21 protein-coding genes and 2 pseudogenes are annotated in these 21,710 nt (G+C 68.6%); 9 read left to right on the top strand and 14 right to left on the bottom strand.

Annotation, left to right across the window (positions count from 1 at the left end):
• Window positions 1-143: 143 nt before the first annotated feature.
• From EV384_RS23700 to EV384_RS23690, 3 genes are all read right to left on the bottom strand, one after another.
• A complete protein-coding gene (locus EV384_RS23700) occupies window positions 144-431 on the bottom strand; it encodes a helix-turn-helix domain-containing protein (RefSeq protein WP_130336620.1) in 288 nt (95 codons plus the stop codon).
• Window positions 432-1,066: 635 nt separating this feature from the next.
• The gene (locus EV384_RS23695) at window positions 1,067-1,831 is read right to left on the bottom strand and encodes an ATP-dependent DNA ligase (RefSeq protein ID WP_242624242.1); all 765 of its coding nucleotides are present in this window, start codon (window positions 1,829-1,831) and stop codon (window positions 1,067-1,069) included.
• Between the two features lie 105 nt (window positions 1,832-1,936).
• Window positions 1,937-2,560 carry a TetR/AcrR family transcriptional regulator gene (locus EV384_RS23690; RefSeq protein WP_130340771.1) on the bottom strand — a complete coding sequence of 208 codons (624 nt, stop codon included), beginning with the start codon at window positions 2,558-2,560 and terminating at the stop codon, window positions 1,937-1,939.
• A gap of 110 nt (window positions 2,561-2,670) precedes the next feature.
• Between EV384_RS23690 and EV384_RS23685 the strand changes: the two genes are divergently transcribed.
• Window positions 2,671-3,420 (top strand): dienelactone hydrolase family protein, encoded by a 750-nt coding sequence (locus EV384_RS23685; protein WP_130336618.1) that lies wholly within the window; start codon window positions 2,671-2,673, stop codon window positions 3,418-3,420.
• A 387-nt stretch (window positions 3,421-3,807) separates the two neighbouring features.
• On the opposite strand, the gene EV384_RS36855 is transcribed toward EV384_RS23685, so the two are convergent.
• Window positions 3,808-3,936 (bottom strand): hypothetical protein, encoded by a 129-nt coding sequence (locus EV384_RS36855; RefSeq protein WP_278045636.1) that lies wholly within the window; start codon window positions 3,934-3,936, stop codon window positions 3,808-3,810.
• A 603-nt stretch (window positions 3,937-4,539) separates the two neighbouring features.
• Between EV384_RS36855 and EV384_RS23680 the strand changes: the two genes are divergently transcribed.
• Together EV384_RS23680 and EV384_RS23675 are read left to right on the top strand one after the other, a co-directional pair.
• Entirely contained in the window at window positions 4,540-4,992 is a 453-nt protein-coding gene (locus EV384_RS23680) for a VOC family protein (protein WP_130330606.1), read from the top strand.
• Between the two features lie 143 nt (window positions 4,993-5,135).
• The gene (locus EV384_RS23675) at window positions 5,136-6,050 is read left to right on the top strand and encodes a transposase family protein (protein ID WP_242624241.1); all 915 of its coding nucleotides are present in this window, start codon (window positions 5,136-5,138) and stop codon (window positions 6,048-6,050) included.
• A gap of 89 nt (window positions 6,051-6,139) precedes the next feature.
• Here EV384_RS23675 and EV384_RS23670 read toward each other — a convergent pair whose 3' ends face one another.
• The gene (locus tag EV384_RS23670) at window positions 6,140-7,429 is read right to left on the bottom strand and encodes an MFS transporter (RefSeq protein ID WP_242624240.1); all 1,290 of its coding nucleotides are present in this window, start codon (window positions 7,427-7,429) and stop codon (window positions 6,140-6,142) included.
• A gap of 4 nt (window positions 7,430-7,433) precedes the next feature.
• Window positions 7,434-8,684: an aminotransferase class V-fold PLP-dependent enzyme gene (locus EV384_RS23665; protein ID WP_130336616.1), complete on the bottom strand. Its 1,251-nt coding sequence runs from the start codon at window positions 8,682-8,684 to the stop codon at window positions 7,434-7,436.
• Between EV384_RS23665 and EV384_RS23660 the strand changes: the two genes are divergently transcribed.
• Window positions 8,683-10,104 carry an aminotransferase-like domain-containing protein gene (locus EV384_RS23660; RefSeq protein WP_130336614.1) on the top strand — a complete coding sequence of 474 codons (1,422 nt, stop codon included), beginning with the start codon at window positions 8,683-8,685 and terminating at the stop codon, window positions 10,102-10,104. The two genes, EV384_RS23665 and EV384_RS23660, sit on opposite strands and share 2 nt — an antisense overlap.
• 245 nt (window positions 10,105-10,349) lie before the next feature.
• Window positions 10,350-10,580 carry a VOC family protein gene (locus tag EV384_RS37525; protein ID WP_130336612.1) on the top strand — a complete coding sequence of 77 codons (231 nt, stop codon included), beginning with the start codon at window positions 10,350-10,352 and terminating at the stop codon, window positions 10,578-10,580.
• Window positions 10,581-11,158: 578 nt separating this feature from the next.
• On the opposite strand, the gene EV384_RS23650 is transcribed toward EV384_RS37525, so the two are convergent.
• The 3 genes and pseudogenes from EV384_RS23650 to EV384_RS23640 form a co-directional block, all read right to left on the bottom strand.
• The gene (locus EV384_RS23650) at window positions 11,159-11,923 is read right to left on the bottom strand and encodes an alpha/beta fold hydrolase (RefSeq protein WP_130336610.1); all 765 of its coding nucleotides are present in this window, start codon (window positions 11,921-11,923) and stop codon (window positions 11,159-11,161) included.
• Window positions 11,924-12,177: 254 nt separating this feature from the next.
• Window positions 12,178-13,322 (bottom strand): IS3 family transposase gene (locus tag EV384_RS23645; protein WP_130334711.1). Its coding sequence is split into 2 segments (ribosomal slippage): window positions 12,178-13,052 and window positions 13,052-13,322, totalling 1,146 coding nucleotides; the frame shifts between segments, so codons are not numbered across the junction.
• 150 nt (window positions 13,323-13,472) lie between these two features.
• Window positions 13,473-14,776, bottom strand: a pseudogene (locus EV384_RS23640) (IS256 family transposase).
• A gap of 259 nt (window positions 14,777-15,035) precedes the next feature.
• Between EV384_RS23640 and EV384_RS35025 the strand changes: the two are divergent.
• Window positions 15,036-15,584 carry a helix-turn-helix domain-containing protein gene (locus EV384_RS35025; RefSeq protein ID WP_165439837.1) on the top strand — a complete coding sequence of 183 codons (549 nt, stop codon included), beginning with the start codon at window positions 15,036-15,038 and terminating at the stop codon, window positions 15,582-15,584.
• Window positions 15,533-16,126: an IS630 family transposase gene (locus EV384_RS23635; protein ID WP_130340768.1), complete on the top strand. Its 594-nt coding sequence runs from the start codon at window positions 15,533-15,535 to the stop codon at window positions 16,124-16,126. Before EV384_RS35025 ends, EV384_RS23635 begins: the two co-directional genes overlap by 52 nt.
• A gap of 7 nt (window positions 16,127-16,133) precedes the next feature.
• Here the strand turns inward: EV384_RS23635 and EV384_RS23630 are convergent, their stop codons facing one another.
• From EV384_RS23630 to EV384_RS23620, 3 genes and pseudogenes are all read right to left on the bottom strand, one after another.
• Window positions 16,134-16,475: a hypothetical protein gene (locus EV384_RS23630; RefSeq protein WP_130336608.1), complete on the bottom strand. Its 342-nt coding sequence runs from the start codon at window positions 16,473-16,475 to the stop codon at window positions 16,134-16,136.
• Between the two features lie 149 nt (window positions 16,476-16,624).
• Window positions 16,625-17,155 (bottom strand): annotated as a pseudogene (locus tag EV384_RS23625) (transposase); the annotation flags it as partial.
• A 22-nt stretch (window positions 17,156-17,177) separates the two neighbouring features.
• Window positions 17,178-17,606, bottom strand: coding sequence for a YybH family protein (locus EV384_RS23620; RefSeq protein WP_130336606.1), 429 nt, complete (start codon window positions 17,604-17,606; stop codon window positions 17,178-17,180).
• Between the two features lie 88 nt (window positions 17,607-17,694).
• Here EV384_RS23620 and EV384_RS23615 point away from each other — a divergent pair, with 88 nt between their 5' ends.
• Window positions 17,695-18,066: a YciI family protein gene (locus tag EV384_RS23615; RefSeq protein ID WP_130336604.1), complete on the top strand. Its 372-nt coding sequence runs from the start codon at window positions 17,695-17,697 to the stop codon at window positions 18,064-18,066.
• Window positions 18,054-19,259, top strand: a complete 1,206-nt coding sequence (locus EV384_RS23610; protein WP_130336602.1) for an RNA polymerase sigma factor — start codon at window positions 18,054-18,056, stop codon at window positions 19,257-19,259. Before EV384_RS23615 ends, EV384_RS23610 begins: the two co-directional genes overlap by 13 nt.
• 216 nt (window positions 19,260-19,475) lie before the next feature.
• Here EV384_RS23610 and EV384_RS23605 read toward each other — a convergent pair whose 3' ends face one another.
• The gene (locus EV384_RS23605; RefSeq protein ID WP_130336600.1) at window positions 19,476-20,939 is read right to left on the bottom strand and encodes an MFS transporter; all 1,464 of its coding nucleotides are present in this window, start codon (window positions 20,937-20,939) and stop codon (window positions 19,476-19,478) included.
• Window positions 20,936-21,685 (bottom strand): SDR family NAD(P)-dependent oxidoreductase, encoded by a 750-nt coding sequence (locus EV384_RS23600; RefSeq protein ID WP_130336598.1) that lies wholly within the window; start codon window positions 21,683-21,685, stop codon window positions 20,936-20,938. The genes EV384_RS23605 and EV384_RS23600 overlap by 4 nt, the downstream gene beginning before the upstream one ends.
• Between the last annotated feature and the right edge of the window lie 25 nt (window positions 21,686-21,710).

Genomic DNA, 21,710 nt, shown 5'->3' with positions numbered 1-21,710 from the left:
CGGTGCGAGGCGTACCAAAGGATTTTGGGCATGTCTGAACCGCCCCGAGTCTGGTGGAGTCCTCAAGAGAACGCAGAGCGGGCGGCGAGCCAGTGGGGGTGGCTCGCCGCCCGCTCTCGTGCCGGCGTTGGGTCGCCGGCCTCCTAGGACGGTCTAGGGGGTGTGCGGGGGACCTCCGGGTGCCGGCATCGGGCCGGCGCGAGAACCGACGAGTGCGATGTAGCGATCGCTGCTCCGGAGGCCCCCCACGACCAGCGCCGCGCCGTGGCGGGTGCCGGCTTGTAGGCGGCGGCCAGGTCCTCGTCGGTGAAGCGGACCTTGCGGCCGAGGCGGTGGCAGGAGATGCGGCCCTTGGACACCCAGCGCCGGAGGGTGGTTTCCGCGATGCGAAGCTTCGCCGCGGCCTCGGCGTAGGTGTAGTCCCTGGCCACCTCGTCCTCCTCCTACCTCCGACGCGTACGCGAATCTCGGCCGAGGAGGACGCAGGCCCATGTCGGCGCCGGCCACGCGGCGGTTAGCTACCGGGATAGCTGCACGACGACGGAAGGAGGTGGATGACGCGACATGACCAGCACGTCGGTTACGACCAGGCGGGCGGCGCGCGCCAAGCTGCGGGCGCTGGGCATCGTCGTACCTTCGCCTTTCACGATCGACGACTTCTGCTCGCTGCTCAGTACGGCGCGGGGCCGCCCGATCCGGATCATCTCGGTCGACCTACCGTCGCCAGCCGCATCGTGCGGAGCCTGGCTTGCGACCGCCAACGCGGACTACGTGTGTGTCGACAGCATCGCGCCGGCCCCGCTGCGCGAGCACATCGTCCTACACGAGCTGAGCCACATCATCTGCGATCACGGCGGCATCCCCACGGCCGAGAAGGTGACACAGTACGGCCTGTTGCATCCGTCCACGGTGCGGCGGATGCTCGAGCGCACTCTCTACGACAGTGCGGAAGAACGGGAGGCCGAGCTGCTCGCCTCAGAGATCGGATCCCGCATCAACCGCGGTCAGCCCTGGCGCCTCCCCGCCGATGACGGCACCCGGCAGATCATCGACGGGCTTGCCCTGGTCATGTACCGCACCCGATGGCGCCAGCGCCCGTGTTCAAAGCCATGTCGGCGTCGATCTCCGCCACCACGGTCGGCTCCACCTGCACGTACGGCAGCGGCTCGGGCCGGTCCAACTGGCCGGTCCAGGACGCGGGCAGCGGCTGCGGCCACGGGTGGGCCGTGCCGTGGCGCGGTATGCGTGGCGGTGAGAGCAGTTCGGCTAGCGCCGCACGCTGGTCCAGGGTTAGTGGGTGGGAGCGGCCGGTGTATCGCAGCCGTCCCCGGCGGACGAACCGGCCCAGCAGCACGGTCTCCGGGCGGCTGATGCTGCCGGTGACCCCACCGATGATGGCCTCGGTGACGATCCGGGTGCGGAACTTCGACCAGCCGCGCCTGCCAGGCTCGTACCGGCTGTCCAGGCGTTTGCTGACCACGCCCTCGATGCCTGCCGCGACGGTCCAGTTCAGCAGCCAGTCCGACACCTGCCGCATGTCGGCCGTCTGCGGGGTCAGGGTGAGCTGCGCCGGCGCGTCGGCGAGCAGCTGCTCCAGCCGTGCCCGACGCTGCGCCAGCGGCAGGTTCAGGATCACGTGCCCGCCGGCGTCCGCGAGCAGGTCGAACAGCACGTAGTGGGCGGGACGCTCGCGTGCCACCCGTAGCAGGTCGCGGCCGGCGGTGACCCGGCGGTGGAGCTGGGCGAAGTTGGTCCGGCCGCGCTCCCAGACGATCAGCTCGCCGTTTATCTGCAGTTGGACGTAGTCCCAGGGCCTTGGCCTGGAGCCCACTCCGTCGTAGACATGTCGACCACGGGGCGTCACGAGCGGCCAGCGACGGGATGAGAATGTGCGGCAAAGTGGCGTGCGACCATAGGCCGCGCGTGACGCGCGATGCTAGCGCTTGTAGCCGTAGAGGAAGGCGTGCACCCCGGCGGAGACCATGGCGGTGACTTCGTCCTTGTCGTTCAGCATCGCGCGGTCTGCCAGGTTGTCGGCGGAGATGAGCAGCATTAGGTGCCCGGCTGCGCGCGTGGGATCGTCGATGGTGAGGTGGCCGCGGTCGGCGATCTGGCGTAGCCGGTCGGCGAGTTCGCGCCGCACGCGACCGGGACCGGTGTCCTGCCAGAGCCTCAGCGCTGCCGGCGGGATGTGTTCGGTCTCGGCGTTGATCTGACGGATGAGCGCGAAGTGCGGAGCCAGGTCGGAGGTCAGCACCGCGAGCCAAGCCAGCCCGAGGTCGACCAGGTCTGTCTCGAGGTCGACGACCTTGCTCAGGTGGCGGTCGATGACGTCGATCACGGTGTCGGCGACCCGCTGCGTGCTCTCCTGGATCACCGTCTGGAACAGCTCCGCCTTGTCGTTGAAGTGGTTGTAGATGGTGCGGTTGGAGACGCCTGCTTCAGCGGCGATCGCGTCCAGGCTCGCGCGGGTGTACCCGTCGCGGGCGAACAACGTCAATGCTCCGTTGATGATCGCCTGGCGTTTGTCGGGCTGGCCAGCCGGCTTTTTCTTCTCCATCACGCCTGCTGAGGCTACCCGATTACATCGCCCGGTGCATTACATGCGCCGAGCGATGTAGGCTCTGCACCGATCGGTGCAACACCAAGTCCAAGGAAGGAAGATCCGCTATGCCCACCAAGACGCTGCAGATTCCCACAACGGACGGCCAGGCCGACGCTTTCGCCGCCTTCCCCGACCGTGCCGAGCGGCGCCCGGGGGTGCTGATGTACATGGACGCCTTCGGCGTGCGGCCCGTGCTGAGGGAGATGGCCCGCGAACTGGCCGAGCACGGGTACTACGTGCTCGTTCCCAACCTCTACTACCGGCACGGCCCGGCACCGGTGATCGAACTTCCCGAGCACATCGGAAAAGAGATCCGGCCCGCGGTCTTCGCCCAGCTGATGCCCTTGATCGAGGCGCACACCACCGAACGTGCCCTGCGCGACGCCGACGCCTACCTCAGGTTCCTCACCACCCAGCCCGAGGTCAGCGCCGGACCGGTCGCCGTGATCGGCTACTGCATGGGCGCCGTCTTGGCGATGCGCACCGCAGCGGCCCACCCCGACCAGGTGGCCGCCGTCGCCGGATTCCATCCCGGCCCCTTGGTCACCGACGCGCCCGACAGCCCGCACCGCCTCGTCCCCAAGCTCACCGCCCAAGTCCACCTCGGCCTCGCCGAGAACGACATGCCGTCCGAGGCCATCAGCGAGCTCAACCAGGCCCTGGATGCCGCAGGTGTCGGCTACACCTCCGAGATCTACCCCGGCACCGTCCACGGCTTCACCATGTCCGACACCCACGCCTTCAACCCCTCCGCACTGCAGCGCCACTGGGACCGCCTGCTCCCCCTCCTCGACCGCACCCTGGCCAACAGCTGAGGCTCCGGCTCGGAAACCTGAAGTACACGGCGAGCTCGGCACGCGCATCGGTTCCCGCAGCCGCAGATCGCTGCGCATCGGTCCGGACCGCCGCACATGGGCCAGGAACGGGCGGAACGAGGTCCGTGTCGTGCCCACCGGACGGGCCGCGCCGCGAATGATCGACGCCATCGCGACGCCGTGGCGAGCGTGGAACTCGTAGAAGCTGGTGACCGCGGCCAGTTTGCGGTTGCTAGTCGACTCGCTGCACGCCGACTTCACCGATGGCAGCACGGCGATCTCGCCCGCCCGTGCCGCCGGCGGCGATCTCAACCATGGCTTGAACCCGGCCAGTTCGTCGTAGCGCAGCTGGGCCCAGTCCAGCCCGCGCGATGTCAGGTACGCGAATTAGTCCTTCAGGTCGAAGGCGTACGCGCGGACCGTGTTCGGTGACCTGCGCTGGTCAGCCAGGTGAGAGAGGAACGACTCCACCGGCGGGATCGGCAGATGGTCCTCGCCGAGCAACGTCCAGGACACGTCTGAACCGGCTTGCGACACCACTCGTTGAACCCGCACGAAGCTCTCCCGCCGTCATGGACACAGCGAGACTGCGGCGTCCACGACAAAGGATGAAGCAGTTCAGACGGCCCGCCGTGGACAAGCTGTCCGACGATCCCCGACTAGAGATAACACCGTCGAGCACCACCCCAGGCGGGACAGCCGCCCGGATCGCCCGGGTGACGTCTGCTGGCACCGTCGGATATCAGGTCCGAATTGCCTGGGGCCGCGGCTATGGCGGCGGCCCCTACGGTGTGTCGCTCGGCAGGGCCACCCCATGCGGCGCGCTGGGGCCAGCGCGCCGCTCTGGATGGCGACTGAAAGCCCGCGCGGCTTCCGGATCCGATGAGCGGACGTCAGACGATGCCGGTCACTACCCGCCGGGTCATCGTACTATTGCGTGGGCTGTATACGTAAAGCCAGATCTCTCGACCCTCGTCGTCGATCTCGGGCTCACTGAAGTGATCTCAGCAAGGGGTTGGACGGCGGTCACACCTCGTGGTCTGCTGGCCGTTGGTGCTGGTGGAATCGGCCGTCGCCAGACCAGGAGACGCTGCTCGTCATGTCTGGCACGCTGTGGGCATGACCGAGGAACCGAAAGATCGTTCCGGCCCGTCCGGCGACACGGTATCCGCTTCACCATCAGTGATCTCTGTGATGCTGATCGTTCCAGACGCAGAGGCTGCGGTTGCCTGGTACAAGACCGCACTGGACGCGACAGAGTTGTGGAACCTTGGTGGCGTGGCCGGCCTTGAGATCAGTGGCGCCCCCTTCTTTCTCCACGAGGTCAATCCCGAGAACCCCACGGAGATCAGTCCCGGCCAGGCGGGCGTCACGAGCACCCGCATCGAGGTGTTCGCCGATGATCCCGACTCCGTCATCGAGCGCGCGCTCGCCGCCGGCGCAACCGCCGGAGCGGGAATCGAGGATCACCGCGTGCCCTGGGGGACGCACCGTCAAGGTGGCTTCACGGACCCGTTCGGTCACAAGTGGTCCGTAGGCGATAAGTCACCCCTGCGCCCGTTCCCCGGCTGATCAAGGGCCGGCCTTCAAATGCGACCCGCAGGATCGCGCACCGCCTCATGTCGCGCGGAGTGGGCCGGCTCTGATGTGAAGTATCACTGCCGTAGCTGGCGTCTGAAAATAGGTCGACACGGACCAAGCGTCCATAGTGAACGGTGCCGGACCTGGGCGTGGAGCCCTCGGTAGAAGAGGTCTGCCAAGATCTACTTCACCAGTCAGGACTCCACGTGATCGCCTATCGTGCCATGCTCGACGTACCCAGGGAACTCGTGCACTACCTCGCCCGCCTACTGGCCGCCGAGCGCCGAGCCCGCGGCACCCGCACCGGCACCGGGGCATTGACCTGCTTCCGCCAAGCGCTGATGGTGCTGGTCTGGTTCCGCAAAGGCGAGGACAAGCCCCTGCTCGGCGCCGGGTTCGCCGTATCGAGGGCCACCACCTACCGCTACATCGCCGAAGCCATCACGGTCCTATCCGCCCAGGCTCCGGACCTACACACCGCCCTGACCCGGGTCGCCGACGAGGGCTGGTCCCACGTGATCCTCGACGGAAAACTGTTCGACACCGACCGCCTCACGGAGACCACCACCAGCGTCAAAGGCGAACCGATCGACGCCTGGTACTCCGGCAAGCACCGCGACTTCGGCGCCAACATCCAAGCGATCATGCGCCCGGACGGGCTCCCGATCTGGACCTCCGACGCGGCACCCGGCCACCTGCACGATTTCACCTGCGCCCAGCTCCATGACATCACCGGCGCGCTGTACTGGGCCGCCTCCCAACTGGACCTGCCCACCCTCGCCGACTCCGGCTACGAGGGCGCGGGCCAAGGCATCCACACACCGGTCAAACAACCCGCCGACGACGGCCGCCTCGGCATCGACAACCGCACCTATAACCGGCTCCTGCGATCCCTGCGCGGCCTCGGCGAACGCGGCTTCGCCCTGCTCACCGGCCGATGGCACGCCCTGCGCCATACCACCGCCAGCCCTCGAAGCGTCGGCGACATCGTCCGCGCCGCACTCGTGCTCACCCAATTCGAATACCGATACCTACCCAATTGTCGTTGAGATCACCTCACTGGACTCCCGAATGTAGTGGGCCGGCTGGTGGTCGGCAGCCTGCTGTGGCTGCCGGCCACCAAGCGTCTTTGTCTGCGCTATTCCGCCATTACCACCGCCGGGAAGGCGCGCAGCCGGCTCACGGGAGATGCGACGAGCACGATCACCACTGCGGCCGAGGCGGTGGCCGCGACGGCCAGCGCTGCTTTGGCACCGATGGCTCCGGTGAGTAGGCCTGCGGTGAGTCCGCCGAGCGCTCCGCCGCCGAAGAGCAGGGTGCGGAAGACGGCGGTCATCCGGCCCATCATCGATTGCGGGGTGACCGCCTGGCGGAGGCTGACGATGATGACGCCAGCTACGCCGAGCCCTAGGTACGTGGTGAAGAAAGACAGGGCGCACAGCCCGACAACCAGCGGTCGCGGACCGGCTGCCACGACGATCAGCGTCGGGCCGAGCAGCAGGGCTGACTGGGCGACGAGGTAGACCCGCCCGATGGGAAACCGTTGGATCACCTTGCGCGAGATGACCGCGCCGAGCAGCCCACCGACCGATGCCGTTGCGAAGACGCCACCAAGGATGGTCGAGCTCAGCTGCAGATCACGGGTGCCGTAGAGGAGGAACATCGTCCACACGGTGATCATCGAGAAGTTGCAGCAGAAGCCGATTCCCGCAAGCCAGCGCAGGATGCGGCTGTCGATCACCCACCGTAGGCCGTCGCGCAACTCGGTCCTCAGGTGGCGGCGTTCGGCGGCCGGCGGTTGGGGTTCTCGGGTGCGTATCAGCAGGAGCGACACCAGCGAGACCAGATACGAGGCAGCGTTCACGACAAGGGCCACCGGCGCGGTCACCGCGCTGATCAGGGCCCCGGCGAGGCCCGGTCCGGCGATGTCGGCGGCCGAGGAGCTGATGCCCATCTTGGCGCTGGCCTCGACGTAGTGCCTGGGGTCACGAACGAGCGTGGGCACATACGACATCCAGCTCACGTCGAACAGCACCGAGGCGACACCGACAGCGCACGCGATGATCATCAGCGGAGTCATGCTCAGCGCGCCTGTCCAGTACAGCGCGGGCACCAGGGCCAGCAGCAGCATCCGGGCCAGGTTGGCGGCGAGCATGATCGGTCTGCGCCGGGCGCGGTCGACCCATACCCCGAACAGCATGCCGAGCCCGAGGTACGGGACGAGCTGCAGGAAGCGCAGGAGGCCGACCTGTTCGTCGGTGGCGCCGAAGGCGTTGATCGCGGTGAGGGGTAGGGCGAGGGTGGTGACCTGCGTGCCGAGCAGGGAGACGGTCTCGCCGAGCCAGAACTTGAGGAAGTCCCGGTTGTGCCGCAGGCTCGCCGGTGGGCCGACCGTCGATGCCTGGTCTGTCATGTCCAGGGTCTGCACGACCTTACTGCCTTTCGTTGGTGCGCCGGCTGGCGGTGAGGTGGGCGACGGCGTCGGCGACGGCATCGACCTCGTCCTCGGTGTTGTAGTAGTGCGGCGAGAGCCGCAGCGCCCAGGCGACGTCCTTGTCGGCGAAGTCGTACTGGGCGAAGTGCCGGTAGCTGAGCGCCGAGTTGATCCGGTGTGTATCCAGGGCCTGCTTGAACGGCACCGGTTCCCAGCCGGCGACGTCGAAGGTGACCAGCGCGGCCGGGTTCGGACCGCGATCGAGCACGCGTACGCCGGGAATCTGCGTGAGCTTGTCGCGTAGCCGGGCGGCCAGGGCGGGAGTGCGCTGGGAGATCGGCCCGATGCCCACGCGTAGCGCATAGCGGATGGCGGCGGCGCTGCCGATGACGGCTGCGTAGGGGAACTCCCAGTCCTCGAACCGCGCCGCGGTGTCGACCGGGCGATAGGTGTCGGGACCGGTCCAGCGCGCGCCGTACATGTCGATGAACAACGGCTCGAAGCCGTCGCGCAGGATCCGGTCGGCGACGTAGAGGAAGCCGGTGCCGCGCGGTCCACGCAGGAACTTGCGGCAGGTGGCGGTCAGGAAGTCGCAGCCGATCTCGTCGACGTCGATCGGGTACTGGCCGACCGACTGGCAGGCATCGACCAGATACACCAGGTCCAGGTCCCGGCAGTGACGACCGATCTCCGCGATGGGCTGGACCAGCCCGGAGTTGGTGGGGATGTGGGTTACCGCGACCAATCGCGGACGCCGTGTTCGCATGAGCTGCGCCATCGCGTCGACGTCAACGCCGCTGCCGTCATGGTGGTCGGGTGCGTGCACGATCTCGATGCCGAACCGCTTTCGTAGCGACAGGAAGGCGATCTGGTTGGAGATGAAGTCGTTGCGGGTGGTGAGGATGACGTCACCGGGCTGGAACGGGATGGACGACAGCGCCCGGGTGTAGGCATCGGTGGCGCTGGCCGCGAAGGCGATCTCGCCAGGCTGGCTACCGATCAGCTCCGCGGTGGCGGCGTAGAAATCGCTGACCTCGGCGGCGCGGACGTCGGCGGCCTCGTAGCCGCCGATGCGCGCCTCCAGGTCCAGGTGTTCGACCATCGCCTGGTGTACCGGCCGGGCGAGCAGGCCGCAGCCGGCGTTGTTGAAGTGGATCACCGACTCGCAGCCGGGGGTGTCGGCCCGTAGGGCGGTGAGGTCGAGGAGCGTTTCTCCAGAAGCGGCGATAGCGCTATCATGTTCTCTCATGGTCGAGAGTAGCACTATTGCCGTTCTGGTCTCCACGTTGCGGGCGGAGATCGCCCGCCTGGCACCCGGTGACCGGCTGCCCAGCAATCGTGACCTGGTGCGTAGTCACAGCGTGAGCCCAGTGACGGTGGCGCGGGCAGTTGCGGCGCTGGCCGCCGAAGGCACAGTGGTGACCAGGCCCGGAAGCGGGACCTTCGTGGCGCCCCGCCGGTCGCGCACGCCCCATGGCGCGGTTGATACGTCGTGGCAGACGGTCGCGCTCGGCGACCGCAGCGTCGACGCCCGCACCGCCACCGACCTGCTCAGCCCGCCACCGACGAGCACGATCACCCTGGCGGGCGGCTACCTGCACCGCTCCCTGCAGCCGACCAAAGCCCTGGGCGGGGCGCTGAGCCGGGCAGCCCGGCGACCCGACGCCTGGGACCGCGCACCAACCGCCGGACTGGAAACACTGCGTTCGCTGTTCGCTCGGCTCCTCGACGCCAACGTCGACGCCGACGACGTGCTGATCACCAGCGGCGGACAAGACGCCCTTTCCATGGCGTTTCGATCCATCGCCGCGCCCGGCAGCCCGATCCTGGTCGAGTCGCCCACCTACCAAGGCGCCCTGGCCGCCGCGCGTGCCGCCGGACTACGCCCCATTCCCGTCCCGATCGACGCCGACGGCATCCGCCCCGACCTGCTCGCAGACGCGTTCGCGACGACCGGCGCCCGGCTGCTCTACTGCCAACCGACCTTCCACAACCCAACCGGCGCGGTTCTGCCACCCGAGCGCCGCCGCCAGGTCCTCGACATCGCCCGCGCCGTCGGGGCGTTCATTCTCGAAGACGACTTCGCGCGACTGCTCGGCCACGGCGGACCGATGCCCCGCCCTCTGCTAGCCGACGACGACGACGGCACAGTGGTCTACCTGACCTCCCTGACCAAGCCCGCGTCACCGAGCCTGCGCATCGGCGCACTGATAGCCCGCGGCCCCGTGGCCCACCGGCTGCGCGCGACCAGGCTCGTCGACGACTTCTTCCTCGCCCGACCGCTGCAGGAAGCCGCCGTCGAACTGATCAGCACACCGTCATGGGATCGGCACCTGCGCGGGCTGGCCACCGCGCTGCGCGAACGCTGCGCGGCCCTCGCCACCGCACTCGCCACGGAGATTCCGGAATGGACGCTCTCCAGCGTCCCCCAGGGCGGCCTGCATCTGTGGGTACGCATACCGGGACCCCTCCAGTCGGCTACCGCGATCGCCGATGCTGCCCACGCCCGAGACGTCGCGGTCAGCGTCGGCAGCGGCTACTTCGCTGCCGAACCCACAGGGGCGTATCTACGTCTCGGCTTCGCGGCTACGGCCGACCTGGCCCAGCTATCCGAAGGCGTGCACCGACTGAGCAAGGCGACAAGACACTTGCACAGTGCCGATTCGTAAAGTGCCCGTCGCTCGCCAGCACATCATGCTCCAACCCTGGGCCGGTGCCCTCTCCCGCAACCGGCCGGAATTCTGCTCCCACCGATCTGGGACGCTCAGTGGTGGCCCAACGTAACGATCCGCCTGTTCGGCTCCGCTTGGCGGGGCCAGGCGGTCGTTGCTGGGCACCCGGGCGTAGAGCTCCGGCGGTCGATCGGTTCTTGGTTCGCCGGACTTGCTCCGGCCACCCGCACAAAGATGTCCGATTGTTCCTGTATGAGGCCGAGGGCAAGTCCGCCAAGAACCGTATGCATATCGATATCCGGGTGGCCGGTCCAGGCCCCTGGGACATGGCCGAGCGCGCCCGACTGATCCGGCAGAAAGTGCCCGAGCTGGTTGCCGCCGGCGCGACGGTGGTCAGCGAGGAGTGGTACGGCGACGTCCTCGGGCACGTCGTCATGCATGACCCCGAAGGCAACGAGTTCTGCGTCGCTTGATGCCATGATCAGTGCCGCATTCCGGCATCCGGATCTGCCGCGATCCGCACTCTGCTGTCGCAGATCAGTTGGCGGACGACTGTCGCGCATCAGTCGACGGAGGACATCTGCATCTCGACAGCTCGCCGGATGCTCGCCGGATGAAGTTGCCGAATTCCGCTCTATCAGATCAAGGCGGCCCGCAAAGCGGGCCGCGCCGGCCCGGCCCCGGCCTGCTGGCGACCTCCGGCCGGCATCGGCCGGGCCGGCCGGCCACGCTGACGGGACACAGACCTTCGAAGACCTCGGGGCTCCGCCCCGAACCCCGGCCCTCCTCAGAGATCAGCCGGGCGGATCACCTCGCCGGGCACCACAAGGCCTACCAGCCTCCCCGGACGGGGCCAAGGTCGTTCGTCCGGTAGGGCGCTCCACCTTGTCCCCGTCCGGGGAGGCTGGACGGTCTACGACTGCCCGACGAGGAGATCCGCCAGCACTACAACTTCGCCGCCCGACCATTTAACTGGATATACACCAGCAAAGACGTCGACGAACTCCTCGACCGTCTCACCGCCCACGAGGCCGGACTGAAGCTCCCTGGTTCAGTCGGGTCCGGACAGAAAGGCACTGACAGCGGCGGCGAACTGCGCTTGAGCATCGTGATGCACGACGTGACCGGCTGGCAGCTCGGCAAGACGGGCCTGGCCGGCGCGACGGGCGATCATCTCGCGAGCGTGGCCGGCGGCCAGTTCATCGCTGCGCGTTCCACGGATCAGGAGGGTGGGGCAGCTTACCGAAACCCAGTCCTTCCAGTGGTCACCGTTGAGTGCTTTCTGGGACGCCACCGTGTCGTCGATGTCGAACGAGAAGCCCCAGCCGTCCTTCGACCGGCGGAAGGAACACTCCAGGTAGGGAGCCGTCGCGCCCAGGGCCGACGCCAGTGCATGGCGGAATGGCGCGTGGCGGGGGAGGCTGGTGGTGAACGACCAGTCGCAGTCCACGACCGCGCCGATGTCCTCGACGATCAGCGCGGTGACCCGGTCCGCGTGCCGGCCGGCGTACTGGTAGGCGTTCACACCGCCGAGTGAGTGGCCCAGCACCGCCGCAGGACCGACTTGCAGATGCCGGTGGAAGGCGGCGACGTCGGCGACATAGTCGTCCCGCTCATAGCTCTCGGCACGATCCGACGCTCCATGCCCACGCTGATCGAGCGCGATCACCCGCCACCGCGGTGCCAACGCCTCAGCCAGCGGCGCGAATGCCGACGCTTCGTTGTAGTGCCCGTGAAGAGCCAGGAGCGGAGTACCCGAACCACCAAAGTCCAGATACGAAAGCCTTCGACTCCCAACCGTGAAGAACCCACGCATGACCTGGGATGTTAGACCCCCGCAGTTGACCATGAACAGCACGGACGATGTTTGGCGACGCACGTTGACAGGGCGGCGGGGGAGTGGTGTGAGATGTCGAGAGGCATCTTCCCTGCTAGACGCCGATCCGCCCAGGTCGTCATGGCGGCCAACTTGATCTCATAACTCCTCGGTCACCGTGCCCGTTGCGTGCCCGTTGGCATGGGAGCTAACGGGACTGCCCCGGGTTCGGTTGACTCGCGGGGTTGAGTGGTTCAGGCCGCGTGTGCGGGCCTGTTGATTGTCTCAAACTCGATCGGGGTAAGCCGGCCCAGGCGTCTTTGCCGTCGGCGCCGGTGGTAGGTGCGTTCGATCCAGGTCACGATCGCCAGGCGTAGCTCGTGGCGGGTGTGCCAGCGTTGCCGGTCGAGGACGTTGCGTTGCAGTAGGGCGAAGAACGATTCCATCGCCGCGTTGTCACCGCAGGCGCCGACGCGCCCCATCGAGCCGACTAATCCGTTGCGGTGCAACGCTTTCACGAACTTTCTGGACCGGAACTGACTGCCCCTGTCGGAGTGCACGATCGTGCCGGCCGGGCTGCGCAGGCGAGCCGCGTTCGACAGCGCCGCGACGGCCAGGGACGCCTTCATCCGTGAGTCGATGGAGTAGCCGACGATCCGGCCGGAGTACACGTCCTTGATCGCACACAGGTAGAGCTTGCCCTCGCCGGTGGGGTGTTCGGTGATATCGGTCAGCCACACCCGGTTCGGCGCGTCGGCGGCGAAACGGCGTTGCACCAGGTCGTCGTGCACCGGCGGCCCGGCCCTTCTCGTGAGGCCTCTGCGTTTGGCGAACACCGACCAGATCCGCTGCTGTGAGCAGAGCCTGGCCACCCGGTTGACGCCGGCGGTGATGCCGTGGGCAGGTAGTTCATCCGCGATGAACCGGTACCCGAACGCCGGGTCGTCGGCGTGGATGTCGAGAGCGGCGTTGATCAGATAGGCGTCTTCCAGGTCCCGGCGGGCGACCGGGCTGTTCTTCCACGCGTAGTAGGCCTGCTTGCTGAAGCCCAGCACCCGGCAGGTCACCGCGACGGGGATCCCGTCCGCGGCCAGGTCACCGACCAGCGGGTACGTCATTTTGGGGCGATCTCCTTGGCGAAAAACGCCGCCGCCCTGCGCAGGATCTCGTTCTCCTGCTCCAGCAGCTTGTTGCGTCGTCGCAGCTCCCGCAGCTCCGCCGACTCAGAGCTGGTGGTGCCGGGGCGGATCCCGTCGTCGGCGTCGGCGATCTTCAACCAGCGGTGCAGGCACGACTCGGAAATCCCGAAGTCCTTCGCGATCTGGGCGATGGGCGCCTCGCCCTTGCGGGCAACCGCGACCACGTCACGGCGAAACTCCGGCGGGAACGCTTTCGGCATGGCAGACATCCTTCCAGCGAGGAACGCATCCTCACAGGTCAGGAGTCAACCGAACTGGGGGCAGTCCCAACGGTCAACGGCGGTCAGCTCCTGGACATGGCTGCAACATGGGGTCTGTCAAGAAAACGGTGTAACACGGGTTGTTGAGGACTACTTGCGGGCTGCGGCGAGTCGGCCTTCGAAGGCCATCTCGAAGGCGTTCAACGCTGGCTTCCAGCGCATCGTCCAGCGTTTGCGGCCCTGCCCGGTCGGGTCCAGGCTCATGACCGCGAGGTAGACACATTTGAGCGCGGCGGCCTCGTTCGGGAAGTGTCCGCGGCGCGGACGGCCCGCCGGATCCGGGCGTTGACGCTCTCGATCGCGTTCGTGGAGCAGACGACGGTGCGGATCTCGGCGTCGAAGGCCAGGAACGGCACGAACTCCGCCCAGGCGTTGGTCCACAGCCTGATGATCGCCGGATATCGGCCGCCCCAGGCCTCTGCGAACTCGTCGAAGCGGGCCTGCGCGGCCGCCTCGGTGGGTGCGGTGTAAACCGGCCGCAACGCCTTGGCGATAGCGTCCCAGTGTTGCCGGCCCGCATACCGGAACGAGGCTCTGAGCAGGTGGATGACACACGTCTGGACCACCGCGAGGGGCCAGGTCGCGGCGATCGCGTCGGGTAGTCCCTTCAACCCGTCGCAGACGACCATGCAGGCGTCGTCGACACCGCGGTTCTTCAATTCGGTCAGCACCTGCAGCCAGAATTTGGCGCCCTCCCCGCCGTCACCCGCCCACAGGCCGAGGATGTCACGGGTCCCATCAACCGTGACCGCCAAGGCGACATAGATGGGCCGGTTGGCGACCTTGCCGTCTCTGATCTTCACGTGCACGGCGTCGAGGAAGATCACCGGGTAGACCGGGTCGAGGGGCCTGTTCTGCCACTCGGTCATGCCGTCGATGACCTTGTCGGTGATCGTGGAGATCGTCTGGCGTGACACGTCAGCGCCATACACCTCGGCCAGGTGCGCGGCGATCTCACCAGTCGTCAATCCCTTAGCGGACAACGAGATCACCATGTCCTCGACCCCGGTCAACCGGCGCTGCCGCTTCTTGACGATCTGCGGCTCGAAGCTGCCGTCACGGTCACGCGGCACGGTGATCTCGACCGGGCCGACCTCGGTCAGGACCGTCTTGCCGCGGGCGCCGTTGCGCGAGTTGCCGCCGTTGTTGCCCGCTGGATCGCCCTTGTCATAACCGAGGTGGTCGGTGATCTCACCGTCCAGGGCGGCCTCGATCACCCGCTTCGTGAGCTGCTGCAGGAGACCGCCGTCGCCAGTCAGCTGCAGGCCCGCCGCGCGGGCCTGCTCGACCAGGCGGCCGACCAACTCCGCGTCCACACCGTCCGCCGGCTTACCCACCGGGTTGTTCTTCTTCGCCACCGCGGAAGTATCCACGGCCATCGTCGTTTCGGTCATCAGGTGCCGCTCCTTGATCAGGAGTTGCACCGTTCTTCTTACAGACCCCCAACAAATGGCGGCGCAGGTCAAGCCAGGTCACTGCCGGGCAAGTTGCGGCCGTGTCCACGCTTCCTAAACCGTGGTCGCAGTCCCAGCACGGTCCGGGGCTAAACGGCCTAGTGCCTCGTCTTTGAACGTTGATCGTGTAATCCGTCGGTTCTGAGGGCGTGTCGGGCAGGCTGTCTCCCAACGGTTGTGGTGTGGGAGGTGGTGGCCGGTGGGCAGACGCCCGGAGGTGTTCGTCCGGCAGGTGTCGATGGCTGAGGGCCAACGGTTGCAGCGCATTGGTCGGACGGCGAAGGACCCGGTGAAGCTGCGCCGGGCGATCGTGGTGCTGATGTCCGCCCAGGGCCAGCCGGCCCCGGACATCGCTCATCTGCTCAAGACCAGCGAGGACTACGTGCGGGACGTGATCCACGCGTTCAACGAGCGGGGGTTCGACGCGCTGGACCCAAAATGGAGCGGGGGCGCACCGAGACGGATCGATGAGCAGACCCGGGACTGGATCTGCGTCATCGCCCGGTGCCACCCCCGCTTCCTCGGCCGTCCCTTCTCCTGCTGGTCGCTTGCCAAGCTGCGCGACTACCTGATCGACACCGGCCGCGTCACGACGATCAGCGTGGAGACGGTGCGGCGGATCCTGCGCGAGCGCGGCGTGTCGTGGCAGGCCACGAAGTCGTGGAAGGCCAGCACCGACCCCGAGTCACCGCCAAGATGCGCCGGATCCTCGATCTCTACGATCACCCACCGGACGGCGGCCGGGTGATCTGCGTGGACGAGTTCGGGCCGCTCAACCTGCAACCCCGGCCCGGCCGCGCCTGGCGACCCCAGGGCCAGCCGGTGCGGCTGCGGGCCACCTACACCCGCGACCATTGCGTCCGACACATGATCGCAGCTCTGGACCTGGCTACCGGCCGGCTGCACTACCGCATCCGCGACCGTAAACGCTGGCGGGGGTTCCTCGACTTCCTCAAGACTCTGCGCCGCCGCTGGCCCGACCAGAAGCTGCACGTCATCCTGGACAACTTCTCCCCGCACAAGCACCCCGAGGTCCGCGCCTGGTGCGCCGCCAACCAGGTCGAACTGGTGTTCCTGCCGACCTACGCGTCCTGGCTGAACTGGATCGAAGCCGAGTTCGCCGCAGTGCGCTACTTCGCCCTCAACGGCACCGACCACCGCAGTCACGCCGAGCAGGACGCCGCGATCGGCGGGTACGTCCGATGGCGCAACCAGCGCGCCCAACCGAAATCCGGATTCGCCATCGGATCCAAAATCCGCCACCCGGATTACCCGTTCAAGGCTGCATGACGAGGCACTAGTCGCCGACGAATCGGAGACGCACGTCTGAATCGACGAGGCATCGCTCGGCGAGCCCTCGAATGGCGTCGAGCACCTGGCCCTCGCCGACGTTCTGGACGTTCGCAACGAGAACATCCAATTCGCCGAGGAACTGAGTCATCTCGGCGGGCGTGAGTTCCAGCAGCCCGTAGGGATCGATGCGGTCCAGCATCGGAGTCCTACCGCCGTGCTGCGAGCGCTCAAGCACGGCAGCGAACCGGAAGTGCGGGTCACCTACTACAGCTACTTCAAAATCCCGCCGGCGGCGCGGGCTCGTGCCCAACTGTTCGACCCTGATCAGCTCAACGTCCACGCCCACGCCCGGAAGGCTAGCAACGGCACCTAACGGCAGCCGGCCGACCATCAGCTCCGCCCCACGGGCGTGCCGGACTGCGCGCCCCGGCGCAGTCCCTCCGAGTAGCTGGCTGCCGTCGAGGGGGGTGACAGACATCCCATGAGCTTTGGGTGTCAAGCAGCGGCCGGTTGGTCGTACTGTTCGCGGTGTTGCCAGGCGGTGGTTTCGTCGTAGGCGGTGCCGGTTTTGAGGCAGCCGTGGAGGATGCCGACGAGGCGGTTGCCGAGTTGGCGTAGTGCGGCGTGGTGGCCGAGGCCGCGGTTGCGTTGGCGGTCGTAGTAGGCGCGGGCGCCGGGGGAGCCGGTCAGGGCGGCGAAGGCCTGTCGGCCGAGGGCGTCGATGAGCCGGTCGTTGTGCACGTAGCGGGCCAGGACGATCTTTTTCTTCCCGGACTGGCGGGTGATCGGGCTGGTTCCGGCGTAGTTGCGGCGGGCTTTGGCGTCGGTGTAGCGGGTGGTGTCGTCGCCGAATTCGGCAAGCACCCGGGCGCCGAGGATGCGGCCCAGGCCGGGCTGGCTGAGGTAGATCTCAGCGTCCGGGTGCTGCCCAAAATGCGCCTCGACCTGCTGTTCCATTGCCTTGATCTGGGATTGCAGTGTGTCCAGGATCGCGACCTGGGCGCGGACGGTGGCCGCGTCGGCGGCGGGCCCAGCGCTCCTGATCACCTCAGTCGGTGGGGGTCAGCCCGGTCGAGGCGCGGAACGAGCCGTCCATCTCGAACGGCACCGACTCGTGCTCGTGCGTCACCAGCCAGCGCCCGTCGATGCGGCGCAGGCCCAGCGTCACCCGGAACCACAGGCTGAAGGGCTCGGTCGAGCCGCGCGGCACGGCGGTCAGGCAGTCGAGGCTGGTCGCGAACGCCACGTCGCCGTCCGTGGTGATCTCCAGCTGGGTGACCTCGCGGCGCGGCGGCGCCTCGAAGGTGGCCATCCAGGCCTCCAGCCCGGCCGGGTTCCGGCCGTCGCCGGGCTGGCGCAGCGGCGGGGCGAGGGTGTACTCGACGAAGCTGGGCGCGTAGTACGACATGATGGCCTTGGCGTCACCTTGCTGCAGCAGCGAGGCCTTGCCCTCGATGGCTTCCCGGATCTTGTCCATGACAGTTCCTACCTTTCTCTCTTGCCCAGGATGTCGAAGCCGGGCCGGCCGGTTTCGACATCCTGGGCAAGAGAGAAGGAGAGAAGCCGTGAAATACCTGATCCTGATCCAGTCGAACCCGCAGTCGCTGGCCGTCTGGGAGACGCTGACCGATCAGCAGCGGACCGATTTCGGCGTCGGTCACCTGCGGCTGACCGAGGAGATGCGCGAGGCTGGCGTGCTGGTGGTCAGCGAAGGGCTGGGCGATCCCGCCCTGGCCACCCAAGTCTCGGTGCGTGACGGTAGGACGATCACCTCCGACGGCCCGTACGCCGAGGTCAAGGAGCATCTGGCCGGCTTCTACCTGATCGACGTCGCGGATCTCGACGAGGCGGTCGCCTGGGCCGCGAAGGCGCCGGACGCCGCGTATACCCGGGTCGAGGTACGCCCGATCCTCGATATGAGCACATGGGAGCAGTGACCGGGCTGCCGGACCTGCTGCGCGAATGCGCGCCGCAGGTGCTGGCCGCCGTGGTGCGCCGCTACGGCGACTTCGAGGCCTGTGAGGACGCGGTGCAGGAGGCGCTGGTCGCGGCCGCCCGGCATTGGCCGGAGACCGGCGTCCCGGAGCAGCCGCGGAACTGGCTGATCACCGTGGCGAGCCGCCGGCGGGTGGACCTGCTGCGCAACGAGACGGCCCGCCGGCGCCGCGAGGAGGCGGTCCGGCACGAGCCCGCGCCGCAGGTCCGTGGCGACGACGAGCTGGCGTTGCTGCTGCTATGCTGCCATCCCGCGCTGAGCGTGCCGGCGCAGGTCACGCTCACCCTGCGGGCGGTCGGCGGGCTCACCACCGCGGAGATCGCCCGGGCGCTGCTGCTGCCAGAGGCCACCGTGAGCCAACGGATCAGCCGGGCCAAGCAGCGGATCCGCGACACCGGCACCCGGTTCGAGATGCCCGCGCCGGGCGAGCTCGGCGAGCGTCTCACCGCGGTCTGCCACGTGCTCTACCTGATCTTCAACGAGGGCTACACGGCCAGCTCCGGCGACGCCTTGAACCGGGTGGAGCTGACCCGGGAGGCGATCCGGCTGACCCGGCAGCTGCACCGGCGCCTGCCGGACGACGGCGAGGTGGCCGGGCTGCTCGCGTTGATGCTGCTCACCGACGCGCGCCGGCCCTCGCGTACCGGCCCGGACGGCACCCTGGTCCCACTCGCCGAGCAGGACCGGCGCCGCTGGGACGCGGCCGCGATCGCCGAAGGCGTCGCGATCATCACCCACACGCTGGCGCGGGCCCCGATCGGCCCGTTCCAGCTGCAGGCCGCGATCGCGGCGGTGCACGACGAGGCAGCGCGCGCCGAGGACACCGATTGGCCGCAGATCCTCGCCCTGTACGGGATGCTGCACGCACTCGCCCCGAGCCCGATGGTCACGCTGAACCGGATCGTGGCGCGTGCCATGGTCGACGGCCCGGAAGCCGGGCTCGCCGCTCTGGACCAGATCGCCGAGGATCCGGTGCTGGCCCGGCACCACCGGACCGCGGCGGTGCGGGCCCATCTGCTGGAGCTGGCCGGCGACCGGGCCGGGGCGCAGGAGCATTACCGGCTGGCGGCGCGGCTCACGCTCAGCCGGCCCGAGCAGCGCTATCTGGAGTCGCGGGCCGCGCAGCTCCTATGAATCTTTTTCAACCTGACATCGGGCCGAGCATCCGGGCCATTGGCCGGCGCCGGATGTTGCCGCCCTGACCACGTTGAAAAAGGTTCAACGTGCTGTTGGGGTTCATCGGCCGACTGGGATCCCGGTAACGCACGCGTCTGCCGCGATCCGCGCGCTGCGGAGCGTGACCACCCAGCAGCAGCCCTCGGAGTGTCCGGACATGCCGATGAGCGGACGTCACTGTCGGTCGGCAACGGCGCTTTCACCGTCACCCGCCACGATCCCGACCCCCGCCCTCGCTGGGCGCCCGGTCGAGCCGAACCGGGTACGGCCGCCGGCTGCGGCGAAGACGGCGCCGGCCACCGCGACGAACGCGCCGAGGCGCAGTCCGGTGCCGTAGCCCGAGGCCAGCACCTCCGGCCGGGCCGACTCGACGGCCGCGGCGCTGACGAGCACGGCGACACCGACGGCGATCCCGACCTGCTGGGCGGTGTTCAGGATGCCGGACGCCCGGCCCTTGTCCGCCGGGGCGAGGCCTGCGGTACCGGCGATCGTGGCGCCGACGAATGCGGTGCCGAGCCCGAGCCCGAACAGCAGCAGGCCCGGAAGGAGGTCACGGAGATAGGACCCGTCGACTGGCAGGTACCCGAGTAGCAACTGCGCCACGGCGACCAGCAGAAGCCCGGCCACGACGAGGGCGCGGGCCGGGACGCGACCGGCGAGCCGCGCGGCGGCCGTGGTTGCGACGAGCGCCAGCAGGGCGCTCGGCGCGATGGCGAGCCCGGTCGCGGTCGGCCCGAGGCCGACGATCCGCTGCAGGTACAGCACGAGGAAGAAGCCCTGGCTGCCGACGACCGCCATGAGGCACGCGATGGCGACGGCCGCGACCGGCAGGGGCCCACGGGTGAGCGCCGGCAGCGGCACCAGCGGGTCGGGCGAGCGCGCCTCGACGATCCCGAACGCCACGAGCAGCATGGCGGCGGACGCGAGCAGCGCCACCGTGCCGGGCTCGGCCCAGCCCTCGGCCTGCCCCCGGGTCACGGCGAACACCAGTGTCGCCGTGCCCAGCGTCGCGGTGATCGCGCCGGGAACGTCCAGCTGCGCGGCCCGCGCCGTGGCCGGTCGCGCGGACGGTGCGGGTGGCAGAAGGCGGACGGCGAGCGCGACTGCGGCGGCTCCCAACGGCACGTTGACCGCGAACACGAGGTGCCAGCCCGCGAGGTCGGTCAGCACCCCGCCCAGGATCAGGCCCGCGGCCGCTCCGGACGCACCGAGGCCGGCCCAGATCCCGAGCACCCGGTTGCGGCCGGGGCCCTCCGGATAGAGGTCAAGCAGCAGGGCGAACGCTGCGGCGGAAACGAAGGCCGCCCCGGCGCCCTGCACCGCCCGGCCGGCGAGCAGCGCCGGCATCGTGCTGGCCATCGCGCACAGCAGCGAGGCGGCGGTGAACGTCACGGCGCCCGCCACGAACACCCGGCGGCGCCCGGCGAGGTCGGCGACCCGGCCGGCGAGCAGCAGCAGGCCTCCGAACGCCGCCGCGTACAGGGAGAGCACGTATTGCAGGGTGCGCTCGTCGGTGGCCAGGTCGACGCGGATGGCGTCCACGGCCACCGTCGTGATCGTACTGTCGAGCACGACCATGAACTGGACGACGCAGAGCACCGCGACGGCGGCGCGGCGCCGGGTGGCGTTGCCGGTCACGCCGTCAGGCCACCGTCGAGCGGGACGATCACGCCGTTGAGGTAGTCGGCGCCGGGGCCGGCGAGGAAGGTCACGACGGCGGCCACGTCCGCCGCGGTAGCCAGCCGGCGGGCCGGGATCGTCGGCAGTACGTCGCGCTCGATGTCGAGGAACGCCTGCACCGGTGCGGACATGGGGCCGTCGATGACGATGCCGGGGTTGACCGCGTTGACGCGTACCCCGTCTGCGCCGTGCTCCAGCGCCCAGGTGCGGGTCAGGTTGTCCAGCGCGGCCTTCGACGAGTTGTAGATCGCCGCGCCCCAGAAGGTCTTGATCGTGCCGATCGAGCTGATGTTGACGATCCGTCCGGCGCCGGACGCGATCAGGGCCGGTAGCGCGGCCTGAGTCAGGAAGAACGCGGCCTTGTAGTTGAGCGCGACGATGCGGTCGAAGTCCTCCTCGGTGCCCTGGATCGCCGGTCCGCTGGTGTGCGCGGCGGCGTTGTTGACGAGGATGTCGAGCCGGCCGAAGCGGTCGATCGTGGTATCGACGACGCGGCGGTGCGAGTCGCGGTCGGTCAGGTCCGCGGCGACGAATGACGCACGCGGCAGGTCCTTCACGACGGCCTCGCCGGCCTCGCTACGGCGGCCGACGACGGTGACCGCCGCGCCGGCCTCGGCGAGGGCGCGGGCGATGACGGCACCGATGCCGCCCGTCGCGCCGGTGACGATCGCGGCCTTGCCGTCCAGGTGAGTTATGGAATCCATGTGGTCGACGGTAGGAAGCTCAGCT

Origin of the sequence: Micromonospora kangleipakensis, from assembly GCF_004217615.1 — a bacterium.
Taxonomy (GTDB): Bacteria; Actinomycetota; Actinomycetes; order Mycobacteriales; family Micromonosporaceae; genus Micromonospora; species Micromonospora kangleipakensis.
This window is presented reverse-complemented; position numbering and strand designations above follow the sequence as displayed.

Bases quoted from the DNA above. Each gene is read 5' to 3' on its own strand.
- EV384_RS23690 (WP_130340771.1), bottom strand. From the start codon at position 2,560: ATGGAGAAGAAAAAGCCGGCTGGCCAGCCCGACAAACGCCAGGCGATC.
- EV384_RS23685 (WP_130336618.1), top strand. From the start codon at position 2,671: ATGCCCACCAAGACGCTGCAGATTCCCACAACGGACGGCCAGGCCGAC.
- EV384_RS23680 (WP_130330606.1), top strand. From the start codon at position 4,540: ATGACCGAGGAACCGAAAGATCGTTCCGGCCCGTCCGGCGACACGGTA.
- EV384_RS23660 (WP_130336614.1), top strand. From the start codon at position 8,683: ATGGTCGAGAGTAGCACTATTGCCGTTCTGGTCTCCACGTTGCGGGCG.
- EV384_RS23665 (WP_130336616.1), bottom strand. From the start codon at position 8,684: ATGAGAGAACATGATAGCGCTATCGCCGCTTCTGGAGAAACGCTCCTC.
- EV384_RS23650 (WP_130336610.1), bottom strand. From the start codon at position 11,923: ATGCGTGGGTTCTTCACGGTTGGGAGTCGAAGGCTTTCGTATCTGGAC.
- EV384_RS23635 (WP_130340768.1), top strand. From the start codon at position 15,533: ATGCGCCGGATCCTCGATCTCTACGATCACCCACCGGACGGCGGCCGG.
- EV384_RS23620 (WP_130336606.1), bottom strand. From the start codon at position 17,606: ATGGACAAGATCCGGGAAGCCATCGAGGGCAAGGCCTCGCTGCTGCAG.
- EV384_RS23610 (WP_130336602.1), top strand. From the start codon at position 18,054: ATGGGAGCAGTGACCGGGCTGCCGGACCTGCTGCGCGAATGCGCGCCG.
- EV384_RS23600 (WP_130336598.1), bottom strand. From the start codon at position 21,685: ATGGATTCCATAACTCACCTGGACGGCAAGGCCGCGATCGTCACCGGC.